The sequence below is a fragment of the Limosilactobacillus equigenerosi DSM 18793 = JCM 14505 genome, from assembly GCF_001311375.1.
Taxonomy (GTDB): Bacteria; Bacillota; Bacilli; order Lactobacillales; family Lactobacillaceae; genus Limosilactobacillus; species Limosilactobacillus equigenerosi.
Genome location: NZ_BBAS01000007.1, coordinates 72,017 through 94,924, shown reverse-complemented (window position 1 = coordinate 94,924; position 22,908 = coordinate 72,017). Strand labels below are relative to the sequence as shown.

The 22,908-nt window shown below is 43.2% G+C and carries 18 protein-coding genes, 1 tRNA gene and 7 pseudogenes; 16 read left to right on the top strand and 10 right to left on the bottom strand.

Annotated features, from left to right (window positions below; translation table 11 throughout):
- The 5 genes from JCM14505_RS05065 to JCM14505_RS05050 form a co-directional block, all read left to right on the top strand.
- Positions 1–450 (top strand): L,D-transpeptidase (locus JCM14505_RS05065; protein WP_054653348.1); only part of this gene is annotated, 450 nt, incomplete at its 5' end.
- 158 nt (positions 451–608) lie between these two features.
- Positions 609–755, top strand: a complete 147-nt coding sequence (locus JCM14505_RS08995) for a KxYKxGKxW signal peptide domain-containing protein (RefSeq protein WP_156249845.1) — start codon at positions 609–611, stop codon at positions 753–755.
- Positions 756–768: 13 nt separating this feature from the next.
- On the top strand, positions 769–1,926 hold the full coding sequence (locus JCM14505_RS05060; protein WP_225352277.1) for a C40 family peptidase: 1,158 nt from the start codon (positions 769–771) through the stop codon (positions 1,924–1,926).
- A gap of 247 nt (positions 1,927–2,173) precedes the next feature.
- A complete protein-coding gene (locus JCM14505_RS05055) occupies positions 2,174–2,494 on the top strand; it encodes a hypothetical protein (RefSeq protein ID WP_054653347.1) in 321 nt (106 codons plus the stop codon).
- A 205-nt stretch (positions 2,495–2,699) separates the two neighbouring features.
- On the top strand, positions 2,700–3,980 hold the full coding sequence (locus tag JCM14505_RS05050) for a uracil-xanthine permease family protein (RefSeq protein WP_054653346.1): 1,281 nt from the start codon (positions 2,700–2,702) through the stop codon (positions 3,978–3,980).
- Positions 3,981–4,221: 241 nt separating this feature from the next.
- Here JCM14505_RS05050 and JCM14505_RS05045 read toward each other — a convergent pair.
- Positions 4,222–5,057, bottom strand: a pseudogene (locus JCM14505_RS05045) (DegV family protein).
- 141 nt (positions 5,058–5,198) lie between these two features.
- Here JCM14505_RS05045 and JCM14505_RS05040 point away from each other — a divergent pair.
- Positions 5,199–5,696: a DUF1836 domain-containing protein gene (locus tag JCM14505_RS05040; RefSeq protein ID WP_225352276.1), complete on the top strand. Its 498-nt coding sequence runs from the start codon at positions 5,199–5,201 to the stop codon at positions 5,694–5,696.
- 401 nt (positions 5,697–6,097) lie between these two features.
- Positions 6,098–7,465, top strand: a complete 1,368-nt coding sequence (gene brnQ, locus JCM14505_RS05035) for a branched-chain amino acid transport system II carrier protein (RefSeq protein ID WP_054653344.1) — start codon at positions 6,098–6,100, stop codon at positions 7,463–7,465.
- A 591-nt stretch (positions 7,466–8,056) separates the two neighbouring features.
- Here the strand turns inward: brnQ and JCM14505_RS05030 are convergent.
- From JCM14505_RS05030 to JCM14505_RS05020, 3 genes and pseudogenes are all read right to left on the bottom strand, one after another.
- On the bottom strand, positions 8,057–8,497 hold the full coding sequence (locus tag JCM14505_RS05030) for a MerR family transcriptional regulator (RefSeq protein WP_054653343.1): 441 nt from the start codon (positions 8,495–8,497) through the stop codon (positions 8,057–8,059).
- Positions 8,497–9,356 (bottom strand): annotated as a pseudogene (locus tag JCM14505_RS05025) (aldo/keto reductase). The gene JCM14505_RS05030 and the pseudogene JCM14505_RS05025 overlap by 1 nt, the downstream one beginning before the upstream one ends.
- Positions 9,357–9,460: 104 nt before the next feature.
- On the bottom strand, positions 9,461–10,807 hold the full coding sequence (locus tag JCM14505_RS05020; RefSeq protein WP_054653342.1) for an FAD-dependent oxidoreductase: 1,347 nt from the start codon (positions 10,805–10,807) through the stop codon (positions 9,461–9,463).
- 105 nt (positions 10,808–10,912) lie between these two features.
- On the opposite strand from JCM14505_RS05020, the pseudogene JCM14505_RS05015 reads away from it, so the two are divergent.
- From JCM14505_RS05015 to JCM14505_RS05000, 4 genes and pseudogenes are all read left to right on the top strand, one after another.
- A pseudogene (locus tag JCM14505_RS05015) lies at positions 10,913–11,516 on the top strand (DUF1349 domain-containing protein).
- A gap of 139 nt (positions 11,517–11,655) precedes the next feature.
- Positions 11,656–12,120 (top strand): Dps family protein, encoded by a 465-nt coding sequence (locus JCM14505_RS05010; protein WP_054653341.1) that lies wholly within the window; start codon positions 11,656–11,658, stop codon positions 12,118–12,120.
- A 111-nt stretch (positions 12,121–12,231) separates the two neighbouring features.
- Positions 12,232–12,444 (top strand): hypothetical protein, encoded by a 213-nt coding sequence (locus JCM14505_RS05005; RefSeq protein ID WP_054653340.1) that lies wholly within the window; start codon positions 12,232–12,234, stop codon positions 12,442–12,444.
- A complete protein-coding gene (locus tag JCM14505_RS05000; RefSeq protein ID WP_054653339.1) occupies positions 12,444–13,070 on the top strand; it encodes a DUF4767 domain-containing protein in 627 nt (208 codons plus the stop codon). The genes JCM14505_RS05005 and JCM14505_RS05000 overlap by 1 nt, the downstream gene beginning before the upstream one ends.
- Before the next feature lie 32 nt (positions 13,071–13,102).
- Here the strand turns inward: JCM14505_RS05000 and JCM14505_RS04995 are convergent, their stop codons facing one another.
- On the bottom strand, positions 13,103–14,089 hold the full coding sequence (locus tag JCM14505_RS04995) for a D-2-hydroxyacid dehydrogenase (protein ID WP_054653338.1): 987 nt from the start codon (positions 14,087–14,089) through the stop codon (positions 13,103–13,105).
- A gap of 314 nt (positions 14,090–14,403) precedes the next feature.
- Here JCM14505_RS04995 and adhE point away from each other — a divergent pair.
- Positions 14,404–17,008, top strand: a pseudogene (gene adhE, locus JCM14505_RS04990) (bifunctional acetaldehyde-CoA/alcohol dehydrogenase).
- A gap of 354 nt (positions 17,009–17,362) precedes the next feature.
- Here adhE and JCM14505_RS04985 read toward each other — a convergent pair.
- The 3 genes from JCM14505_RS04985 to JCM14505_RS10435 form a co-directional block, all read right to left on the bottom strand.
- Complete coding sequence (locus tag JCM14505_RS04985) at positions 17,363–17,932, bottom strand: LOG family protein (protein WP_054653337.1); 570 nt, start codon at positions 17,930–17,932, stop codon at positions 17,363–17,365.
- Positions 17,933–18,010: 78 nt separating this feature from the next.
- Positions 18,011–18,154: a DUF4828 domain-containing protein gene (locus JCM14505_RS10440; protein WP_369395470.1), complete on the bottom strand. Its 144-nt coding sequence runs from the start codon at positions 18,152–18,154 to the stop codon at positions 18,011–18,013.
- On the bottom strand, positions 18,114–18,338 hold the full coding sequence (locus tag JCM14505_RS10435) for a DUF4828 domain-containing protein (RefSeq protein WP_369395480.1): 225 nt from the start codon (positions 18,336–18,338) through the stop codon (positions 18,114–18,116). Before JCM14505_RS10435 ends, JCM14505_RS10440 begins: the two co-directional genes overlap by 41 nt.
- 210 nt (positions 18,339–18,548) lie before the next feature.
- On the opposite strand from JCM14505_RS10435, the pseudogene JCM14505_RS04975 reads away from it, so the two are divergent.
- From JCM14505_RS04975 to rpiA, 4 genes and pseudogenes are all read left to right on the top strand, one after another.
- Positions 18,549–19,562, top strand: a pseudogene (locus tag JCM14505_RS04975) (Gfo/Idh/MocA family protein).
- Positions 19,562–20,878: pseudogene (locus JCM14505_RS10560) on the top strand (DEAD/DEAH box helicase). Before JCM14505_RS04975 ends, JCM14505_RS10560 begins: the two co-directional pseudogenes overlap by 1 nt.
- Positions 20,879–20,922: 44 nt before the next feature.
- Positions 20,923–20,995, top strand: a tRNA-Arg gene (locus JCM14505_RS04965).
- 37 nt (positions 20,996–21,032) lie between these two features.
- A pseudogene (gene rpiA / locus JCM14505_RS04960) lies at positions 21,033–21,721 on the top strand (ribose-5-phosphate isomerase RpiA).
- A 218-nt stretch (positions 21,722–21,939) separates the two neighbouring features.
- On the opposite strand, the gene JCM14505_RS04955 reads toward rpiA, so the two are convergent.
- Both JCM14505_RS04955 and JCM14505_RS04950 read right to left on the bottom strand, forming a co-directional pair.
- Complete coding sequence (locus JCM14505_RS04955) at positions 21,940–22,383, bottom strand: GtrA family protein (RefSeq protein ID WP_054653336.1); 444 nt, start codon at positions 22,381–22,383, stop codon at positions 21,940–21,942.
- Complete coding sequence (locus tag JCM14505_RS04950) at positions 22,376–22,831, bottom strand: flavodoxin domain-containing protein (RefSeq protein ID WP_054653335.1); 456 nt, start codon at positions 22,829–22,831, stop codon at positions 22,376–22,378. The genes JCM14505_RS04955 and JCM14505_RS04950 overlap by 8 nt, the downstream gene beginning before the upstream one ends.
- Positions 22,832–22,908: the final 77 nt, after the last annotated feature.

Sequence of the window (22,908 nt, the reverse complement as noted above, 5' to 3'; positions counted from 1 at the left end):
ACCTTAAACCAATATTGGTTTGCACCATCTGAAAATAAACCATACCCGAATGTTAATGATGTTAATCGGATTGTGGTAGATTTACGCGGTAATCGGACGTACCTTTATAACGGAAATAACTTATTGTACACGATGAATAGTACTGGTGGACAATATGTCAACGGACGTAGCTTAACGCCAACAGGAACATTCTATATTCAGTCCGAACGTGGGAATAGTTTCTATAATCGTTCACTTGGCGAAGGAGCGAATTATTGGACTTCATTCTTAAATCATGGTGTTTACTTATTCCATAGTATCCCAACAGGACGTGATGGTAACTATATTCCATCTGAAGCGGCTAAGTTAGGTAAAACTCAAGGTTCACACGGATGTATTCGGTTATCAGTTCCGGATGCTAAATACATGATGGGCATGCGTGTTGGGACCAAGGTTGAAATTTTTGGTTAAATACATTTAATAACATTAAGCGCGGTTTACAAACTGCGCTTTTTTGTTACATTTTTATTACTAGCTTTAATCTTGATTAACATGATTAGTGAATGTATAGCAATTTTAAACAATTATTTATATCCTAGAATTTGTAAACGAAACAAGAAACGCAATCGATGACAACTGTCAGAGAAAGGATTTTAAATTTCATGGATAATAAAAAGCACTATAAGTTATACAAGAGTGGTAAATTATGGAAAACCGTTGCCTTAACGACTGCAACGGTAGCTGGAATTTTTTTCTGCCACAACCTTAACTGGTAATGCTGATACTAATATGCAAACCGCTATGGCAACGAATAACCAATCAGTCGTAGCAAATACAACGGCAAAGAATGAAGTTGCCACTAATCAAACGAATGATCAAGCCCAACCAACGGTAACGACTGAAACACCGGTGAAGACTGGTTGGCAACAAGCGGCTGATAAGTCATGGACGTACTACAATAATGACGGCAAGGCTAACACTGGTCGTGAATACTCATTAATGCCAACGATTGGTGATACAAATGGCAAGTCAAAGAGTTGGTACTTAATGCAAGATGGGAAAGCATTATCTGGTGTGCAAGAATGGGCCGGTTCGTACTGGGATTTTGACAGCAGCAGTTATACGTTAAGTCAAAAGAAAGATTATTTCCAATCTCAATGGGGTCTTTGGTATTTTAAAGATGATACTGGTCGGATTCAAAGTGGTGTACAAGAATGGGCCGGAAGTTACTGGTACTTTGACCCAATGTACTATACGTTAAGTCAAAAGAAAGACTATGTTCAATCCCAATGGGGGGCTTATTATTTAGTCGGTAATGACGGTCGGATTCAAAGTGGTGTACAAGAATGGGCCGGAAGTTACTGGTACTTTGATCCAACCACGTACTTATTGAGCCAAAAGAAGAACTATGTGCAATCCCAATGGGGTGCTTGGTACATGGTTGGTAATGATGGACGGATTCAATCTGGATTAGTTGATTGGATGGGTAGTACGTATTATTTCGATCCCGTGACATACTTACGGACTGACAATAAAGATTTCTATCTTAATGGTGTGAAATATCATGCTGATAAGAACGGAATTGTTACTAATGACGGCTTATCTGCTAAGGTTAACAAAGCCCTTTCTGCTATTGGGACGCCATACGTTTGGGGTGGTAGCCAACCAGGTGGTTTTGACTGTTCTGGTTTAGTCCAATGGGCATACGGATTACCTCAACGAACTACGTACACGCAACAAACGGTTGGTAAGCACGTTTACAATAACGTTGCTAATGCGCCATATGGAGCCCTTTTATTCTTCGGAAGTGATGCCTCCCCTTCACACGTGGCTATCTCATTAGGGAACGGAACGTATGTCCATGCGCCAGAGCCAGGTGATGTCGTTAAAATCGCTTCGCAAAAATACTTCGCACCTAATTACTATGTTGTCGTTGGTCAATACTAAGATCGTTGCTATAATATAGTTATTAGGAAAGTCGAGGAGTATCGAATGAAAAAAAATTATTTACAGTGATGGCGGCCTTAGGGATGACGGCGACGTTAGCTGCGTGTGGTAACAAAGATGATCAAACCAGTACTAAGTCGGATCAAGTCTCAGTAGCCAAGTCATCATCAGTAAAAAAAGCATGTGAAGCACGTTGAATCGTCATCAACGAGTGAGATGGAAACATCATCGTCAGTCGTTTCTTCAAGTGTGGCGTCAACCACGAAAAAAACAAGGGGGAGCTTCAACAACGGCAAGTTCGAAGGCGATTAATCCAGCGAAAGCAGCCAGTTCATCAAGTGAACAACAAGCAGTTAAGTTTACTGAACAAGATGCGCGGGATATGTTGTTTGCCCACCTTGGTAATCAAGCCAATAACAAGCAACAAGATGCTAGTGTTACGGCGACTCAAACCAATGCGGTGGCTGGTTTATCAGCAACTTATTTAGGAAACAACACGTGGAAGTTATCTGGGATGATGAATGGTCAAGCCGTGTCCTATACGGTTAGTCCAGCCGGAGTTCAATAAACTTTCAAATTGTTACTTGACGATAGTTAAAACATACGATAATATAATAAAAATTTACCTTTAACTTTAGTCCCGTGAGGCTAAGAAGGTACTGTTCAAATTCGTACACTATCGAAGTGTATGCTAATTTTGTACTACCGTCTTGGCCTAAGTGCCAAGACGGTTTTGTTTTTGGACAGGGGACGGTGTCTGAAAGGAGTTTATGATGACACAATCTGATTCATATCGGAATCCAGAAGCCATTTTGGATATTCAGGATCGACCACGGCCAGAACAATGGTTAATTTTATCAATTCAACATTTATTTACGATGTTTGGCTCGACGGTCTTAGTTCCCTTGTTAGTAGGATTGAATCCGAGCATCGCCTTATTCGCCTCTGGGGTGGGGACGTTAATTTACATTTTATGTACTAAGGCCAAAATTCCAGCATATCTTGGCTCATCATTTGCTTTTATCGCCACGATGCAAGCACTGATGAAAGCTGATGGTTATCCGGCGGTGGGCCAAGGGGCAATTGCTGCCGGCTTAGTTTACTTGATTGTGGCGGTATTAATCTATCACTTTGGGGCTAATTGGATTGATCGTTTATTGCCTCCTATCGTAGTTGGTCCCATCATTATTGTGATTGGTTTATCATTAGCAACGACGGCGGCCAACGATGCGATGTTGAACCATACCCACTATGATTTAAAATACTTTGCCGTCGCCATTTTTACGCTTGTAATTACGATTATTTTCAATATGTGGTTAAAAGGGTTTGCTAGTATGATTCCAGTCTTACTCGGTATTGTGGCCGGTTACTTAATGGCCTTAGCCTGTGGGATTGTGGATTTATCAGCAGTCGCCAAAGCACCATGGTTCGCGTTGCCTGCCTTTGATGTGGTTGGAATTAATTACGATTTTAAGTGGTATCCAACGGCAATTATTACAATGGCACCAATTGCGTTTGTGACGATGACGGAACATTTAGGTCACGTCATGGTGCTAAACAAATTAACCAAGCGGAATTTCTTCCATAATCCGGGGTTACATCGGACGCTTTTAGGGGATGGGTTATCAAGTGTAATCGCGGGGTTTGTCGGTGGACCGCCAACCACCTCATATGGTGAAAATATTGGGGTCTTAGCGATGACGAAAGTTCACTCGGTCTTTGTTTTAGGGGGAGCCGCCTTGTTTGCGATTGTCTTCTCGTTTGTTGGAAAGATTGCCGCCGTAATTCAATCGATTCCAACCCCAGTCATTGGTGGGATTTCATTCTTGTTATTCGGGATGATTGCTTCGAATGGGTTACGAATCTTAGTTGATAACCACACTGATTTTGAAAAGAAACGCAATTTAGTAATTGCTTCAGTAATCTTAGTAATTGGCATTGGGGGTGCGTACTTACAAATTGGTTCATTCCAATTAACGAGCATTGCGTTAGCCACGGTCTTGGGAATGGTACTAAATTTAGTATTGCCTGATCAGGCAGCCTCTGAAAATTAGGTCGTGAAATTAAGGTCGTGAGCCGAGCGTAAGGGAAGCCGTGGACTAACGTAGACAAGTCGTTGGCACTAGCAAAGCTAGGGGCGGCGACTTTGTCATAGTTAGGCACTAGGCTTCCGCGTGGCGAACGTAGTTAGTATTAGGTCGTGGGCGCTGCTGAGCGAACGTAGTTGCTTAGTTGCCATCAAAAAAAAGCGTTAGCGAATCAAATGATTCGCCAACGCTTTTTACGTTGATAAAGTTATTTTTCAAATCCAAACATGACCCCACCAGCTTCAGCGTAGTAGGAACATAATGCCCCACATTCATTAATGGTAATTTCAGCATCTGGGAAACGACTTAATAGTTCGCGCTTGTATTTTTTTGCTGCCACTAAGCCATCAGCATGATCAATTAACATTTTCCCGCCCCGGTAACCTTGTTCAATTAAGGCATCTACTAATTTTGTATACATCTTTTTCCCACCGCGGACTTGACCAAGCTTTTGGAGTTTTCCTTGATCATCGGCGGTGCCGTATAAGCGGAAATTCATGAGCGTCGCTACCTTGGCAATGGCGGGGTTAATCCGGCCGTTGTTAGCCAAGTTCGTCAAATCTGCTAAGACAAAGAATAAGTCGGTTGCTTGAATGGCTTGTTCCATTAACGGCACGACTTCTTCAAAGGACTTGCCAGCATTAAGATAGTCAGCAAGTTTCATCGCTAACAGACGCTCTTGGGGACCAGCGGAGCGACTGTCGAAGACGTGAATTTTAACATCAGGATGGTCCTGAAGGTAAGTAGTCGCTGCTTGTTGGGCGGCGTTATATGATCCAGACAAACCACTGGTAATAGTAATGACGTAAATTTCATCAGCCCTTCGTAGGCAGCTAGCCATTCACCAATGTTGGGACATGACGACGAAGTTTTAGTGCTTGTCGTTTGGAGCGCCTTAGCGAAGGCAACTTGATCAATTGTTCCATCATCGAGCCAAGGCTGTTGATCAACTAAAATAGTTAGAGGGGCAACAGAGTGAGGAAGCCCGTTGATGTCTGATTGATACCAGTTTGCAGCGGAGTCAGTAATAATTTTAATTGTCATGTTTTTAACCTCGTATAAACTTTGATTCTATCATAGCTAGTTTTTAAAGGCGTGTCAAAGGTTTTTCAAAAACCGATGACAGAGTTTCTTTGACATTTAGACTCAATTTTGCGTACAATAACCAATGAGGAGGCAATGAAGATGACGAAAACCGTGAAATTAGTTTTACCAACATATCAAGAATTACCTAATATGGGCTTGTATTTAAAACAAGTAGTTGCTTATATTGAGGATTGTACGCAAGATTTAGCAAGTATTACGATTACCAATTCCATGGTTAGTAATTATGTTAAACATCAATTAATTCCACATCCAACGAAGAAATTATATTATCGAGATCAAATTGCCATGCTCTTATTTATTGTCGTGGCGAAGACGGTTTTGGAACAACAAGATTTACGGCAGGCGGTCCAAATTCAAGCTCAAACCTATGATTTGTCAGTTGCTTATGACTATTTCAATGCGGAATTAACTAATGTGACTGAATACGTGCGAGGCCAACGACCGGCTTTAGCTGAAATCGGGCATGAACAGACGGATGAAAAGCAAATGCTCCGGAATATTATTATGGCGTTTGCATACCGTGAATATTTGTACCGCTACTTTCATCAGGCTGATAATGAAAGTTTATCCAATTAAATTAAATTTTTTTCTTAGAAAACTCTTGACGGATGGTTAAAGAACGATTAAATTATAGTTAATCATTTTAATAGATCGAATACATTGAGAAAGAAGAGTAGGATTACTTAGCCGTCAGCGAGTCCTGGTTGGTGTGAGAGGATCGGAATTAAGTAGTACGAAAATCACTTTTGAGTCCAAGGCAACCAAGTCTTGGTGGGGACACCCATTACCGTGTGCGTAAATCACTAGCCGGTGCACAGGCTGGTCGTTTACAGATATGAGGTCGAGTTGACGACAACTTGATGAAGCTGGGTGGTACCACGTGAAAACGTCCCAGGAATGAGCGAATTGTTCATTCCTGGGACGTTTTTTTTGTATCGATCTAAAGTTATTAATCAAACTGGAGAGGGATTAGAAACATGACAGATTTAACATCACGTAAATTAACCATGAAAGAATATTTTGTGGTCAGTTCATTATTGTTCGGACTGTTCTTTGGGGCGGGGAACTTAATTTTCCCCTTACACTTAGGGCAATTAGCTGGTGGTCATTGGACCGGGGCGGCCGTGGGGTTCTTAGTGACCGCCGTCTTATTACCACTGTTGTCAGTCCTAGCGATCGCGGTTACGCGGGCGGAAGGAGTTTATGATGTGGGGAAACCATTGGGGGTTGGCTTTGCTTTAACCTTTATGGTGTTGATTCACGCAACGATTGGTCCATTATTTGGGACGCCTCGGACGGCAACGGTTTCCTTTACGGTTGGGGTAGCTCCATTCGTTGACAAGGCTCACCAAAGCTTAGCCTTATTCGTTTTTTCCTTAGTATTCTTTAGCTTAGCGTTTGCCTTTTCTTACCATGAAAATAATATCTTAGCCAACGTCGGGAAAGTTTTAAATCCGATGTTCTTAGCATTATTATTCTTAATGTTCTTAGTCGCCTTCTTAAGTCCGTTGGGGAATCCAATGAACGGCGCGGTAACGAGTGCTTACTTACACGGGGCAGTTGTTAATGGGTTCTTAGAAGGTTACAATACGATGGATGCTTTGGCCGGGTTAGCCTTTGGGGTGACGGTGGTACATGCGGTTCGTCAAATGGGCCAAAAGAAGGCCAGTGATGTTTCAAAAGTTGTTGCTAAGTCCGGGCTGCTCGGCATGGCCGCGGTTGGTTTAATCTACTTACTGTTAATCGTGGCTGGAGCCATGTCATTAGGTAAGTTTAAAGTTTCAGCTGATGGTGGGGTGGCCTTTACGCAAATCGTGAATTACTATGGTGGCGCCTTTGGTCAAGTAGTTTTAGCGGTATTAATCACGGTCACTTGTTTAACTACAGCGGTGGGGTTAGTGGCTGCGTTTGCCCAAGACTTCCACAAGCATTTCCCCAAGGTTTCATATCAAACTTGGTTATTTTTAACGACCTTAGCATCATTTGTAACGGCTAACTTTGGGTTACAACAAATCATTGCATGGTCAACACCAATGTTAATGTTCTTATATCCATTGGCGATGGTGTTAATCTTATTGTCCGTTTGTTCACCATTATTTAATCGTGATGGCGTTGTGTACTTCTTTGTCGTTTTATTAACAGTCGTACCAGCGCTTGGTGATATGGTAGTGGCTTTTCCAGCTGTTGTTTCTCAATCAGCCTTTGGTCAAATGGTGGCTACGTGGCGGAGTACGTTACCATTGTCTAGTCTAGGACTTTCTTGGTTAGTTCCCGCATTGGTGGGGTTAGCTTTGGGATTGGTTGGTCATTGGCTCCGGAAAAGGAAAGTTGCGGTTCCAGCCTAATTGATAAAGTTAATTTTTAAACTAATAAAAGCCACTGGCAAGTTGAACTTGTCGGTGGCTTTTATGCGTGGCTCACGACCTGGATTTAACTACGTTCGCTCAGCAGTCCCCTCGAGGATAACTACACCCAACCGCTGGTCCTAGTTACACTAGTCCCAACGATTGGTTTAGGTTATCCTAACGGGGACTTTGATAGCTGAGCTCGCGACCTAATTGTAACTACGATTGCCGTGCAAGCGACTAGGACTAACTGAAAACGAACGCCGACGTGTTACCACGTCAGCGCCCGTTTCCAAGTTAGCCTATCGTCGCTTCTTACGCTCGGCTTACGACCTAATACTAACTACGTTCGCCACGCAGAAGCCTAGTGCCTAACTATGACAAAGGCGCCGACCCTAGCATAGCTAGTGCCAACGCCTTGTCTACGTTAGGCCACGGTTTCTCGGGTGCGTGGCTCACGACCTCTATTGTAACTACGCTCGGCGGACAACCACCTAGTCATAACGCAAAACTGACGCCGACGGATATGCTATCCGCCAACGCCAGTTTCAACGTTATGATACGGCGGTTTTAACGTCCGCCTCACGACCTCTATTTTTGTTCATCGGGATGGGCGCGATAATATTCCGTAGTACAATCATCACTGAAAATATCTTCGGATCCCGCTTTGGCAGCCTCTTGATAGTACCATTCCTTGTGTTTTAACTTCACTAGGGATTGTTTTAATTCCTCAATCTGGTCTTCAAGGTGTTGCCGTTGGTTAGAGAGCATTTGTTGGCGTTGGGATAAGGTGGCATCACCAGCCCGCTTTAAATTCATGAAATCACGAATATCCGCGATTGACATGCCAACTAATTTTAGACATTCAATATCTTCTAAAGCTTGCAAAGCATCAGCATCAAAAATTCGGGTCCCATTTAGCCGTTTCAAAGTTGGTAACAAACCTTGATCCTCGTAAAAACGGAGGGTTGAAGCCGCTAAGCAATATTCCTTGGCAACGGTACTAATTCGTTTATTTCCTGGTGCTAACATTAGAAGTCCACCTGATCGGGAACTTTACATTGGCCCCCTAAATTCCGTAATGCACCAATTTGGTCCATTTCGTCGGCCGTTAATTCAAAGTCAAAAATATTTGTGTTTTGTTGAATCCAATCGGCGTGGACTGATTTTGGTAATGGTAAAATGCCTTGTTGAATGCCCCACCGTAAGCAAACTTGGGCGGGAGTGTGATCGTACTTGGCAGCAATCGTCTTAATTACATCGTTGTTGAGTGAGGCCGCTTCACCAAGTGGTGCCCACGCTTCAACTAAAATATCATGTCGTTGGCAGTAATTAATTGCTTCGGTTTGGGGCCAGCCGGGGTGAACTTCGATTTGGTTTACCATTGGCTTAATTTCGCAATTAGCTAATAAGCTTTCTAAGTGATTAGGCATGAAGTTAGATACCCCAATGGCCTTAATTTTACCGGCTTTGTATAAGTCTTCAAAGGCCCGCCAAGTATCAGCGTTGATTTGATCAGCTTGGTCGCCGAATTGTTTGTGGTTCGCTGGCCAGTGAATTAAGTATAAATCAAGATAATCAAGCCCTAGATTAGCCATGGTTTTTTTCAAATGCGGCCATGGTTTCATCATAACCACGGTCAGTATTCCAAAGCTTGCTGGTTACGAAGACATCTTCGCGCTTCAAGCCGGAATCTTTGATGGCTTGGCCAACGCCAGTTTCATTGCCGTATAAAAAGGCGTATCAATATGGCGGTAGCCAGCCTTTAAGGCTCTGTTACAACATCATAAGTCACATCGGCGGGTGTTTGGTAAGTCCCAAATCCTAAGCCGGGAATCTCAACACCATTGTTTAATTTCATTGGTGCAGTTAAATTCGTTAATGTTTGCATAATGAGATCTCCTATTAATTGTGAAGAGTAAAAAAAGACTGCGCAGAAATATATTTATTCCGTGCAGTCTTATTATCTCACTTTAAGTTTAGTTTAAGTCAAGCCTAGTGAAGTGGGGCTTTAAATAAATCGTTAAGCGCTTCAGTCATTGTTGGATGAGTGTAGATTTGGTCTCGTAACGTTTCATATGGCAAATGATTATTGATGGCTGTAGTTAATAAATTAATCATTTCAAAGGATTCCTCACCATATAAAGTGGCGCCTAAAATCGTATGATCAGTAGGGTTGACTAATGCTTTATATAATCCACGTTGATTCCCGATTACTTTTGCCTTTGGAATCGCCATGACTGGTAATTTGAAGAGTAGGTAATCAATTCCTTGGGCATGCGCTTCCTTTTCGGTTAACCCCACGTTGGTAAGTGGCGTTTGCGTAAAGACACTCGTTGGCACTGCGGGACGATTAGTGGTCGTGCGGGCGCCAGCACCGAATAATTGATCCTTGACAATGCGGAAGTCATCGAGGGAAATGTAAGTAAATTGTAAGCCACCAGTGACATCGCCCATTGCCCAAACATTATCAACGCTCGTTTGTAAGTGTTCGTTAACAACGATGGCTTGGCGGTCATTAACTTGGATGTTAGTGTTGGCTAAACCAAGTTCCATGGTATTCGGAGTTCGACCCATCGCGACGACAAATTTATCGGCCGTGATGGAAGTGGTCGTCCCATGGTCCGTGTATTCAATTTCAGCTTGGTCGGCGTGGTTAATGACTTGGTTGATCGTGACGCCAAGTTTAAAGTCAATTCCATCGGCGACTAAGTCATCATATAACGCTTGGGCCACATCATCATCTTCGCGGCGTAAGAATTGGTCATTGCGATCTAAGACGGTCACGTGGGCACCAAATTGGTTCATCATGGAAGCAATTTCCAAGCCGATGTAGCCACCACCTAAAATGACCAATTCTTGCGGTAATTCGGTTTGTTCCATTAAAGTTGTTGACGTTAACAAGAATGGGCTGTCAGCAATCCCGGGAATTTCAGCCGGAACACGCGTAATTGCCCCCGTATTAATAAAGATACGTTCGCCAGCAACATTAATTACTTCGCCGCTAGTAGTCGTAACGGCTAATTCGTGATCAGCGATGAATTCCGCATGCCCATCAAGGATGGTAATGGTTGGTTCATCTGCCAACATATGATAATTCTTGTTTCGTAATTGGCTGGTCATTTCTGTTTTACCAGCGATGGCGTCAGGGAATGGAACCCCATTGTGAGCGGCGATCACCAAGCGTTTAGATGGTAAACAAGCAATGTTAATACAAGTACCACCATACATTTGGTTGGATTGTTCAATGACTAATACTTCTTGACCTTGGGTGGCTAAAAATTTAGCTAAGGTTTTACCGGCTTTCCCAAAGCCAATTACAATATTTGGGTAGTGTTGCATAAAGTTATACCTCAATTCTAGTTTGCGGTAAGCATATCAAAACTGCCCCTATTCTGCAATTAGAATGCTTGCTATAATATTTAAAATTAAAGTGAGGATTAGGAAATGGATTGGAAAGATTTTACGTGGACACGGGAACCAGCAGCAGTGACGATGGCCGGCGAGCAATTAAAAGTAACTACGAACCCACAGACTGATTTGTGGCAAAAGACGTACTATCATTTTATTAATGATAATGCGCCTGTTTTGACGACGGCGGTAGCGGATGATTTTTTTTACTTTAACCGTTAAGACCACGTTTACGGATAGTCATACCCGGTTTGATCAATGTGGGGTGGTGCTTTATCAAGATAGTGAAAATTGGTTAAAAGCATCAACGGAATATGAAACGGCGACGATGCAACATTTAGGGAGTGTGGTCACCAATGGTGGTTATTCAGATTGGGCGACCCAAGAAATTAGTGGTGACGTTAAAACAATGTGGTACCGTTTGAGTCGGCGGCAAACTGATTTTCGCCTGGAAGCTTCAGTTGATGGGCAACATTTCCAACAATTACGAATTGCGCATTTAGCTGCCGCCACCGGGGTAGTCAACGTGGGAGTGTACGCTTGTTCACCAGAAAATTCGTCATTTGAAGCTGGCTTTTCAGATTTGATGATTGGCGAATGTATTTGGGCTGCGAATGATGGACAAGTCCCCAATATGTAATAGTTAAGAATTCGTTAAGTTGATTGAAAAAGAGGGGTAATTTCTTCCTTGTTAGCGGTTTCATTGTTATAATTGCGGTGTATTAAATAACCAAATTACCGATTGTTAGGTAACGGTCCACGACTAAGGAGGGATAATGATGAACAATACCGCAACGAAGCAAATTTTAAATCAATTAATTGTTGATACGACGCAATTATCGATGATTGTGCATCAAACCCATTGGTATATGCGCGGCACGGATTTTCTAACGCTTCATCCGCTGATGGATGAATGGCGTGATGATTTAGAAGACCAAGTTGATGAATTAGCGGAACGCTTAATTGTCTTAGATGGAGCCCCAACAGCGACCTTAGCGGAAGTAGTGGCCCAAACCAAACTAACGACGCAACCGGGAGTTTATACGCGGACTATGACTGACCGGTTAGACGAATTAGCCACGGATTACCGGTATTTAGCCGATCTTTATCAACAAGGAATTGAAATTACTGGTGATGCCAAGGATGATAGTACGCAAGATATTTTAATTGGCTTTAAGACGGCCATTGAAAAACTGTTATGGATGATTGAATCGGAATTATCACGGGCCCCCAAGCGGGGATAAATTCTTAATTGACAATTAGTGTTAGGACAGTAACTCGGAATGGGTTGCTGTTTTTTTATCGACTTGAATATATTAAAATAGACACAAATTAATTTTGTGAGGTAAAAAAAGATGCAACGGTGCCCATATTGTGGCCAAATGATTCAAATGTTTGTGATTCAATGCCCATATTGTCAGCAAATGTTACCAATGGGAGCAGCAAACAATTCCATCTTGCCCTCTGGTGCCAATTCCTATGGTCAGGCCGGTTATCACTTCCCATTTTATTTGTATGATCAACCAACAGCCACTAATGACGAGCACGACAATGGTCCGGATGGTTAGTGATTGTGATTGGGTTTATGTTGTTGGGCGGCGTGGTGGCCTGGTTGTTGGTTAAATTAGGGAAACTAATTTTGGGGATTAAAACGCCCGGGACTTCGAAATTAGCTGTCTTTTTAGTTTGGCTTGCGTTGATGGGCGGAACTTATTTTGCACTTGATGCAAATGGTTTAATTGCTCATCACGATAATCATCCCCAGACAACACAACCAACGGTGTCCCGGAGCCAACAATTAGGCTGGAATGCAACTAAGCAACAAGAATTACAACAAGCTTTGAATCAATGGGCGCCATCAATGGGCCAAGCTTATTATTGGTTGTCGGCTAGTCAATTTAAATTTACCAATCATCAAGATGTAGCGGATGATCCCAGTCATACGATTGGTTGGGCTAATGATGGTAGCTATGATTATGAAGTGGTGGCTGTAGCTAATTTTAATCGTTCCTTTCAAATGGGGGCAATTGAACCAGGGCATATTACGTATGCATTTGCCTTTTACCAAGGCCATCCGATTGTGTTAGTTAGTCAAGATGCACCGTTAAATCAAATGAATTGGCAATTGACGCAAAATCAAACCGTTGCCAATTTGTGGCATCAAATAGCCACGCAATCATCAACAACGGAATAATAAAACCGCGAGCTTGAGTCTCGCGGTTTTTATTATGGTTCGACTTTGTATAATAATTTTTCGCCAGTTAGAAAGTGCTGACATTCGGTTAAACTTTGCCGGACCATATTTTGGACGGCAAGGTTGGTGTAGTAAGCCGAATGGGGGGTGACGATTACATTATCAAGCGCCGCTAGTCGTTGGTAATCAGCCGGAAGGTCAGTTGGTGTAGTAAATTGCTTCCAAAAGAATTCGCTCTCACTACTTAAAACATCTAATCCGGCGCCACCAAGATGACCATTTTCAAGGTGCTGAATTAAAGTAGCGGTGTCGACGAGACCACCACGGGCTTGGTTAATAAAAATTGCGCCTGGTTTCATTTGTTGAAATTCAGGTTCCCCAATTAGATGATAAGTTGACTCATCTAGTGGGGTGTGAATCGTAATGATATCGGCTTGCGTAAGTAAAGTTGGTAAATCAGTGTAGGTCAAAAAGGCTTCGTTAGCGGCGTTGTAAACCGGATCATAGCCAAGGACGTTGGCCCCGAGCGCATGGTAGAGTTGTGCCGTCGCCGTTCCAATCCGGCCTACCCCAATGACCCCAACGGTTTTAGTGAAAATTTCGTCACTTAATAATGAAGTTGGCAACGTGAAATCAAGGCGCCGCATCCGGGCTTGAATGGTACTGAGCTTGCGGAGCAGGTTTAAACCGACTGTTAAGCCATTTTCGGCAATTGCGCGGGGGGAATAAGCGGGTACGTTGGTAATCGTTAAATCATATTGGTTGGCCAACTCAAAGTTCACTACATTATAACCAACACTCCGTAAGGCTAGATGGTGAATCCCAAATTCAGCTAATTGGGGATAAACTTCGTCATCAATGACAGGGATTTGTTTCGTGCTTACGGCGTCACAGCCTGCTACTAAGTGGACGTTTTCTTTGGAAAGAAAATCAGGAATTTGAATGATTTCGTCACCAGTAGCCTGTTCCCATTGTTGAATGTAGGGAATTTCGTCAACACTAGCGTCAAAAAAAAGCAACTTTCATCATTAGCACCTCCAAATTATAAATTATCCCTATTATACTAGAAAATGATTAAAATTCTAATCGTTTTATAATATAAGTAAGCGAGAAAGAAGTAAATTTAAAAAGATTTTGTGTTACTTTTCACAAAGTTGGGTAAAAATAAAAAGGGGCGAGAATGATTTAGTAAGCGCTTACACTTGTTTTTTGTTTTCACAAAATCGGCGTAATAGATCATTTTAAAGTTGTAAAAAGAGGGTTGACACTATGGGATAGTAAGGTATCATGTAGTTGTGAAATGATTAACAAAGTTCATTTGGAGGAACGAATTATGGCGGATAAGAAACCGAAGATGACAGCAGAACGCGCTAACAAGATTGTTGACGAGTTAGTGACGAAAGCGAAAGCGGCGTTGGAAGTAATGCATGATTTTGACCAAGAAAAGGTTGATTACATTACGCACCAAATGGTCGAAGCGGGGCAAGATCATCACATGGAATTGGCCATTGAAGCTTACAATGAAACCGGACGGGGGGTCATTGAAGACAAGGCAATCAAGAATATGTTTGCGACTGAAGAAATTTGGCACCATATTCGCAAGCACAAGACAGTTGGAATTATTGAAGATGACGAAGCTAATGAATTGATTAAGGTGGCGGAACCATTGGGGGTTATTGCCGGAATTACTCCCGTGACGAACCCAACGTCAACCACGCTTTTCAAGCAATTATTGCCATGAAGACGCGGAACCCAATTATCTTTAGTTTCCACCCACAAGCTCTTGAATCATCACGGCATGCAGCGATGATTTTACGCGATGCGGCCGTGGCTGCTGGGGCACCTGCAGCGGCCATTCAATGGATTGACGAACCAAGTCGGGAAACTAGTACGGCCTTGATTAATCACCCTGGCATTGCCACGACGTTAGCTACTGGTGGTCCTGGGATGGTGAAAGCGGCTTACTCAACTGGGAAGCCAGCCTTAGGTGTTGGACCTGGTAACGGACCCGTTTACATTGAAAAGACGGCGAATATTCGGCGGGCCGTTAACGATATCATTCTTTCTAAGACGTTTGATAATGGGATGATTTGTGCAACTGAAAACAGTGCCGTTATTGATGAAGAAATTTACAATGAAGTCAAGACGTTATTTAAGGCCAACCGGATGTACTTTGTCCCAAAGAAGGACTTACCAAAGTTACGGGAAGCAATGTTTAACCCTGAAACGGGTGGGGTCTTAGGACCAATCGCTGGGAAATCAGCAATGGAAATTGCTAAGTTAGCTGGCATTGAAGTCCCAGAAGATACCCAAGTCTTAGCGGCTGAAATTACAGGAATTGGTAAGGACGAAGATGTCTTATCCGGTGAAAAGTTAAGCCCCGTACTTTCAATTTACAAGGTTAAGTCCCACGAAGAAGGTTTTGCAACGTGTGCGAAGTTACTTGATTACGGTGGTCTTGGACACACGGCAGCCATCCAAACGACGGATATGGAATTAGCCAAGGAATTTGGGGTTAAGATGAAGGCTTCGCGGGTCATTGTCAACTCACCAGCTGGGTTGTCAGGGATTGGTAACATCTACAACCGGATGACGCCATCATTAACCTTAGGGACTGGATCTTGGGGTGAAAACTCAATTTCTCACAACGTAACTGATTATGACTTATTGAACATCAAGACAATTGCCAAGAGGCGGAATAACATGCAATGGATTAAATTACCACGGGTCTACTTTGAACGGGATGCCGTGCGGTACTTAAAGGACTTACCAGACGTTAACCGGGTCTTCATCGTAACCGGTCCATCCATCCAAGCCCATGGGTACGTGGATGTAGTGACAGATCAATTGAAGTTACGGCAAAATGACGTTTCTTACATGGTCTTCTCTGATGTGGAAAATGACCCAAGCACGGCCACGGTTGAAAAAGGGGTTGCCTTAATGAACTCCTTCAAGCCAGATACGATTATTGCCTTAGGTGGGGGTTCACCATTGGACGCTGCCAAGGGGATGTGGATGTTCTATGAAAACAACGATGCTAGCTTCTTTGGGGCAAAGCAAAAGTTCTTGAACATTCGGAAACGGGCTTACCGGTTTGAAAAGCCAACCAAGGCTCAAATGGTGGCCATTCCAACGACTTCGGGGACTGGTTCTGAAGTAACGCCATTTGCGGTGATTACAGATTCAGAAACGCACGTTAAGTACCCATTAACGGATTATGCTTTAACGCCAGATGTTGCGATTGTTGACCCTCAATTCGTTGATACGGTTCCAAAGGGTAACATTGCTGCGTCAGGGTTGGATGTTTTAGCCCACGCCATGGAATCATACGTTTCAAACATGGCTTCCGACTACACACGGCCATTGTCATTACAAGCAATTAAGTTAGTCTTTGACAACTTAACGAAGTCATACAATGGGGATGTCCAAGCCCGGGCTGAAATGCACAATGCCTCAACCTTAGCCGGGATGGCCTTTGCGAATGCCTTCTTAGGGATTAATCACTCGATTGCGCACAAGTTAGGTGGGGCCTTTGGTTTAACGCACGGGATTGCAATTGCAATTACGATGCCACACGTAATTAAGTTCAACTCATCATTACCAAAGAAGTTTACGACTTGGCCTAAGTACGAATACTTCCGGGCAGATGAAGATTACGCCACGATTGCGCGGACGATTGGTTTGACTGGAAAGACGAACGAAGAATTAATCGAAAAGCTTTGTGATGCGGTTCGTGATTTAGCCCACTCAGTTGGGGTCAAGTTAAGCTTGAAGGACTGGGGTGTTGATAAGGCTGACTTTGATGCTAAGTTGATGACTTAGCAATCTTAGCTTACGAAGATCAATGTACGACGGCCAACCCACAAGAACCATTAATCAAGGACTTGAAGCAAATTATGATTAATGAATACGATGGTAAGGGTGTCGAAGACAAATAGGTCGCGAACCGAGCGTAACAGGCGCCGGTAGGATAAGTCTGAAATGGGCGTTGACGTGATACACGTCGGCGTCCATTTTAGCTTAGTCCTAGGCGGCTGCTTGGTGAGCGTAGTTACAAATAGGTCGTGAGGCGGACGCTAGAGCCACCTTATCATAACGTTGAAACTGGCGTTGACAGATAGTATATCCGTCGGCGTCAGTTTTGCGTTATGACTTGGTGGCTGTCCGCCGAACGTAGTTACACCCAGGTGTGAGCAATGCATTAGTCGGCGCTAATGAGCGAACGTAGTTACAAAGCTGCCATATAAAAATGGAGCACCAAGTTTCAACTTGAAACTGGTGCTCCATTTTTTTTATCGATAAGTTCGAACTTCCGGGGCTTGGTAGCCATCCATAAATTGCATTATCTCATTAAATGATTCACTAAAATTAATAGATTGCACAAATTCACTTTCGGCAAAGCCAGCCACTTGCATTTTACCAAGCATACTTTTCAGTGGATTATAAAAGCCATTGAAGTTGTATAAAGCAACCGGCTTGGCATTATCGCCAATGGCGGTCCAAGAAAAGGCCTCACTAACTTCCTCTAATGTGCCTAGTCCACCGGGGAGTGCGACGAGACCGTCAGCTAAATCCATCATTGCTTGCTTACGAATGTCCATATTAGGAACGATTTTTAGGTCAGTTAAACGTTTCAAGCTCGTGCCACGGTCGTACAATTCTTGGGTGATAACGCCGTGGACTTGACCGCCATGATCAAGAGCAGCATTAGCGACCGCTCCCATAAGGCCATATTGACCACCGCCGTAGACAAGGGCAATGCCTTCATCAGCAAGCCGATGACCAAATTGGGTGGCTAATTGGATAAATTCGGGATTGTGGCCAGGATTAGCACCACAATAAACTGCTAACGCTTTAATCATTGTTTTAACCTCGCTTTGAAATGACAATGGGATTATTATACGCCGATTGAGAGCAAAATAAAAATCCTAGCGGTAGGGCTAGGATAGTGGTTGTAAATCATAAATTTGATCATCGGCTTCATCAATTAATTTAACCGGGCGGTGTTGATCAGTTTCGATGGTAATGCGGTAACCAAAACGATCAACGAAGGTTAATTCTTGTAAGGTGATTTTTTTCAACATTTACTGGAATTGATTGGTGGTCGATTTTTAAAGTTAAATTCGGCGAAATCGTTAAGCGATGATGCCGGTTACGCTCGGGATCACGATACTTCCAAGTCCCAGCGTATAAGACTGGCAAAGATGGTAGTGGTGAAATTTTGCGATTGGTTCGCGTAAAACCTAACGTACTTGATAGTGCGGCCATTAAGCCTAAGCCTGGTAGTAATAGTTTGCGCTTTTCCATTTCGCCCTCCTTTAAAAACATGATTGTCCTAATCATACACGTTTTTCATGGCGAAAAGGTTTTAAATATATTTCAATTGTGTTACGTTTTGCGTCAAATAAGTAAAGCGGACAGAAAGTGGATTCTTTGGTAAAATAGAAGTATTCGAAAAAGCAAAGGAGTCGATAAATCATGTTGAAATTAGGGATTATTGGAACCAATATCATTACTGATCAAATGCTGGATGCCGCTAAGACGTCCGGCCATTATGAATTAACGGCGGTTTATTCGCGGACCGAAGAACGGGCGAAGGAATTCGGTGAACCATATGGCGCCACCCAATTCTTTGATAACTTGGAACGGTTCTTTGATGAAGGCGACTTCGACGTTGTTTACATTGCCTCACCAAACAGCACGCACTACTTACAAGTTCGTTTAGCAATTGAAAATGACAAATTCATTATTTTGGAAAAGCCAGCTTTGGTGAACCCAGAAGAATTTAGTCAAATTGAATCATTACTCCAAGCGCATCCGAAAGCGCGCTTAGTTGAAGCAGCCCGGCATATTCACACTGGTTTATTCCATGAAGGACAAAAACAATTAGCCAAGATGGACCACGTGCAAGGGGCTAACTTCACGGTTCGGAAGTACTCCTCACGTTATGACAAGGTTTTAGCCGGAGAAAAGCCATATCCAAACATCTTCACCTGAATTCGCGGGGGAGCCTTACAAGACTTGGGGGTATATGGTGTGTATGCTTCCGTAACGTTATTTGGGGCTCCAAATAGTGTTGTTTACTTCCCTACGATGGTCGCTAGTGGCGTTGATGGTCTAGGGACGGCCTTGTTAACGTATGATAACTTTACGGTAACGTTAAACATTGGGAAAACGGCGAACTCGCACTTAGTTTCTGAAGTTTACGGGTTACGGGATACGTTAGTCTTTGACAGTATTTTTGATACGAAGCAAGTCACGTATTTTGACGAAAAGCAAACCGCGCATGATTTACCAGCGAAGTACTATGAAAACTCAATGGTGGATGAATTAAATGATTTTGCGGCCTTATTCGAAAATCCTGATGATGAAGCCCAATTAGCCCGTTACAAGGAATGGTTCGATTTAGCACGGACGGTTAACGGTGTAATGTTCAATCTGCGGGAATCAGCTGACTTAATGTTCCCAGCTGACAGCAACCGGATCCAATAATGAAATTAACAACAGAATTTGCCACGCATTTTACGGAACGTGGCTTTAAGCAACCATCAGCTGTTCAGCAGGCAGTTTACGAACCAATGATGGCGGGACAATCAGTAATTGGGATTGCGCCAACTGGTTCCGGAAAAACGTTAGCCTTTACATGGCCGTTATTACCGCAATTAAAAGCGGATCAGGGGACGCAACTAATTGTAATTGAACCGTCCCAAGAATTAGCCATGCAAACCACGACAGTGATGCGCGAATGGGCGCAGTTATTGGGTTTAAGTGTCCAATCGTTAACTGGGGGGCTAATTTAAAGCGCCAAGTGGAACGCTTGAAAAAGACGCACCCGAATATTGTGATTGGGACGCCAGGACGGTTAGATCATTTACTAGCGGAACGCAATTTAAAGTTACATCAAGTGACACAAGTGGTCGTTGATGAAGCGGATGACCTGTTAGTCGATGAAACCCAAGCGCGGGTATTAGCATTATTACAAGCGGTGCCCAAAACGGCACAATTAAGTTTCTTTTCGGCAACGTTGGGCGATTTAGATGCTAACCGATTAAGCAAGTTAGTTGAACGGGACTTAACCGTGATTGATGTACGCAACCAAGATACGAGTCAAGGTGAAGTTAAGCATGGGTTAGTCAAGGCTTTATCAATGAGTGATAAGGCGGCGATGTTAGAACGATTAAGTCAAACCAAGAATTTCCGCGCCTTGGTGTTCTTTACGAGTATTAAAACCTTGCACTATACAGCAAGCCGTTTAAAGCATGCCGGCGTTCCGGTAGCAGTTTTAGGTGGGAAGCAACGGCAAACGGAACGCGAAACCATGTTGCGGCAGTTCCGAAAACGCCAAGTTAAGTTGTTGTTAACCACCGATGTGGCCGCGCGAGGTTTAGATATTCCTAAATTACCCGCGGTAGTTAATTTTGAATTACCCCAAAGTGCGGATGCGTATGTTCACCGCGCGGGGCGGACTGGTCGCCAAGGGGAACCGGGGACGGTGATGACCCTTGGGAGTGATCATGATTTACGGAAGTTAAAACGCTTAATGACGGATCATGATTACACGTTTGAAACGCTAACGATTGCGCGGCGTGAAGTTAAAACGACGGCCGAAGCGAAAGCGTTAGCGAAACCAAAGGCCGGCAACCTTACTAGTAAAGCCAAGCCACATCAAGTGAAGGCAACGGCACCAACTGGCCAGGCATCAGTTAGTGCAGCGCCAGTTGGTGGGGTTAAAAAAACGCAAAAAGAAACAAAAACATTCCAAAAATAAAGGAATGCGTCATAAACGACGGCAACAAAATCAAGCTTAACGTGGTATGATAGTTAGTGGCATTAATTTGTCGCTAACTTACCTGGCCCTATAGTTTAATTGGATAGAACAGTCGCCTCCTAAGCGATCGATTCCGGTTCGATTCCGGATGGGGCCATATGAGAGAGAAAAACTGTTAGTTGTGAGGGGTTAAAATGGATCAAAATGAATTAAAGGCCTTAGTTGGTCAAGCAGCCGTTAAGTACATTGAAGATGGGATGATTGTTGGCCTGGGAACCGGTTCAACGGTTCGCTACTTAGTGGATGCATTAGGTGAACGGGTTAAGAATGAAGGCTTAAATATCATTGGGGTTACGACGTCCAACCGGACCACGGAACAAGCCACCAGTTAGGTATTACGATTAAAGATTTAGATGAAGTGGACCACGTTGATTTAACAATTGATGGGGCCGATGAAGTTGATCCGAACTTCTTTGGTATCAAAGGGGGCGGTGGGGCCTTACTTTGGGAAAAGATTGTTAATAATGCATCCACGAAGAATATGTGGATTGTTGATGAATCGAAGTTGGTTGATCAATTAGGTGATTTTGGCTTACCAGTTGAAGTGATTCCATTTGGGGCGAGTCACGTTTTTAGTGCTTTGGAAGCCAAAGGTTATCAACCCGAATGGCGGATGGATGGTGATCAAAAGTACCGGACGGATGAAGGTAATTTAATTATCGATTTACGCTTCGGTAAAATTGCCGATCTAGAACAATTAGCCAATGAATTAATTCAAATGGTCGGGGTCGTTGAACACGGTCTGTTCTTGCACCGGGTTGATACGGTGATTGTTGGTCGTCAAGATGGACCAGAAGTATTAGGTCGCGAGCTCAGCAAATAAAGTGCCTGTTGGCGTAACGATATAAACCGTGCCGGAACTGGTGGAACCAGGTTCGGCACGGTTTTTCGTTATGACTAGGTGGTTGTCCGCCGAACGTAGTTACTAAGTTGCCGTAGAAATCTTAGTCCTAGTCGCTTGCTCGGTGAGCGTAGTTGCGAAGTTAGGGTACACCAAAATCCGCTGTAAAACTGTTCCTCACAGCTTTACAGCGGATTTTATTATTTATCAGCAATCTCTTTGTTGCGATTAAAAATTAACCATTTTGAGAAAACGTAATTAGCAATCACTACAACCACATTATCGATGACTTTTAAGATAAATTGTTGCAAGTCGCTATCAAATCCTAACACATGCACCCCGACGTTCATAAAAGCTAAGTCAATTAACAAGGTTAAGGCGCGATAGAAAAAGAAGCGTCCACATTCTACTAAGAAATCACTTACCGTGGTGTATTCAGAACCAAAGACCCAAACTTTATTCGTCAAGTAGGCAACTAAAACGGAAATAAACCAGGCAATGGTGGTGGCACTACTGATGCTGACATTAGTGAACATGATCAGTAATTGATAACTCGCGAGGTTGATAATCGTGGTCACCACGCCCCAAAATAGGTAGGCGATAATTGATTTATATTGTTGGTACAATTGCATTAATTTAGTCATGATTTTCGACCTGACTTAATAATTTGGCGACCATGGTTTCCAACGCAGCCACATCATCGCTATTTGGAGTGACGTCAATCTTGATGTTGTCGGCTCCTTGTTTGGCGCCAGTTTGCGCTAATTGGGTAGCAAATTTATCAACGGCAAGGGCGAATTCATCACCATATTGGGTGTCCCCAGCGCCAGCCACGGCAAAAACTAAGTTGGGGAAGGTTTCGGTGGCTAAATCTTCAAAGAAATCAAGTCCTTCATCTGGTAAGGAACCACCATCGTAGGTGTATGGGCAGACGACACAAATATCAACATCATTTAATTCACTGACGTCAGCAAACGATAAATCCTTCATTTCGGCGGTGACTCCGTGATCTTCAAAGGTGCTGGTAACAATATCAGCAATATCTTCATTGTTGCCAGTAATGGTGGCATATAAAACTAAGGCTTTCGTCATTTTAATACTCCTCGTAATTCTTTGTTCGTGCAGTTAGTATAGCATGATTATCAGTGGTATACTAATTACATTGAGTA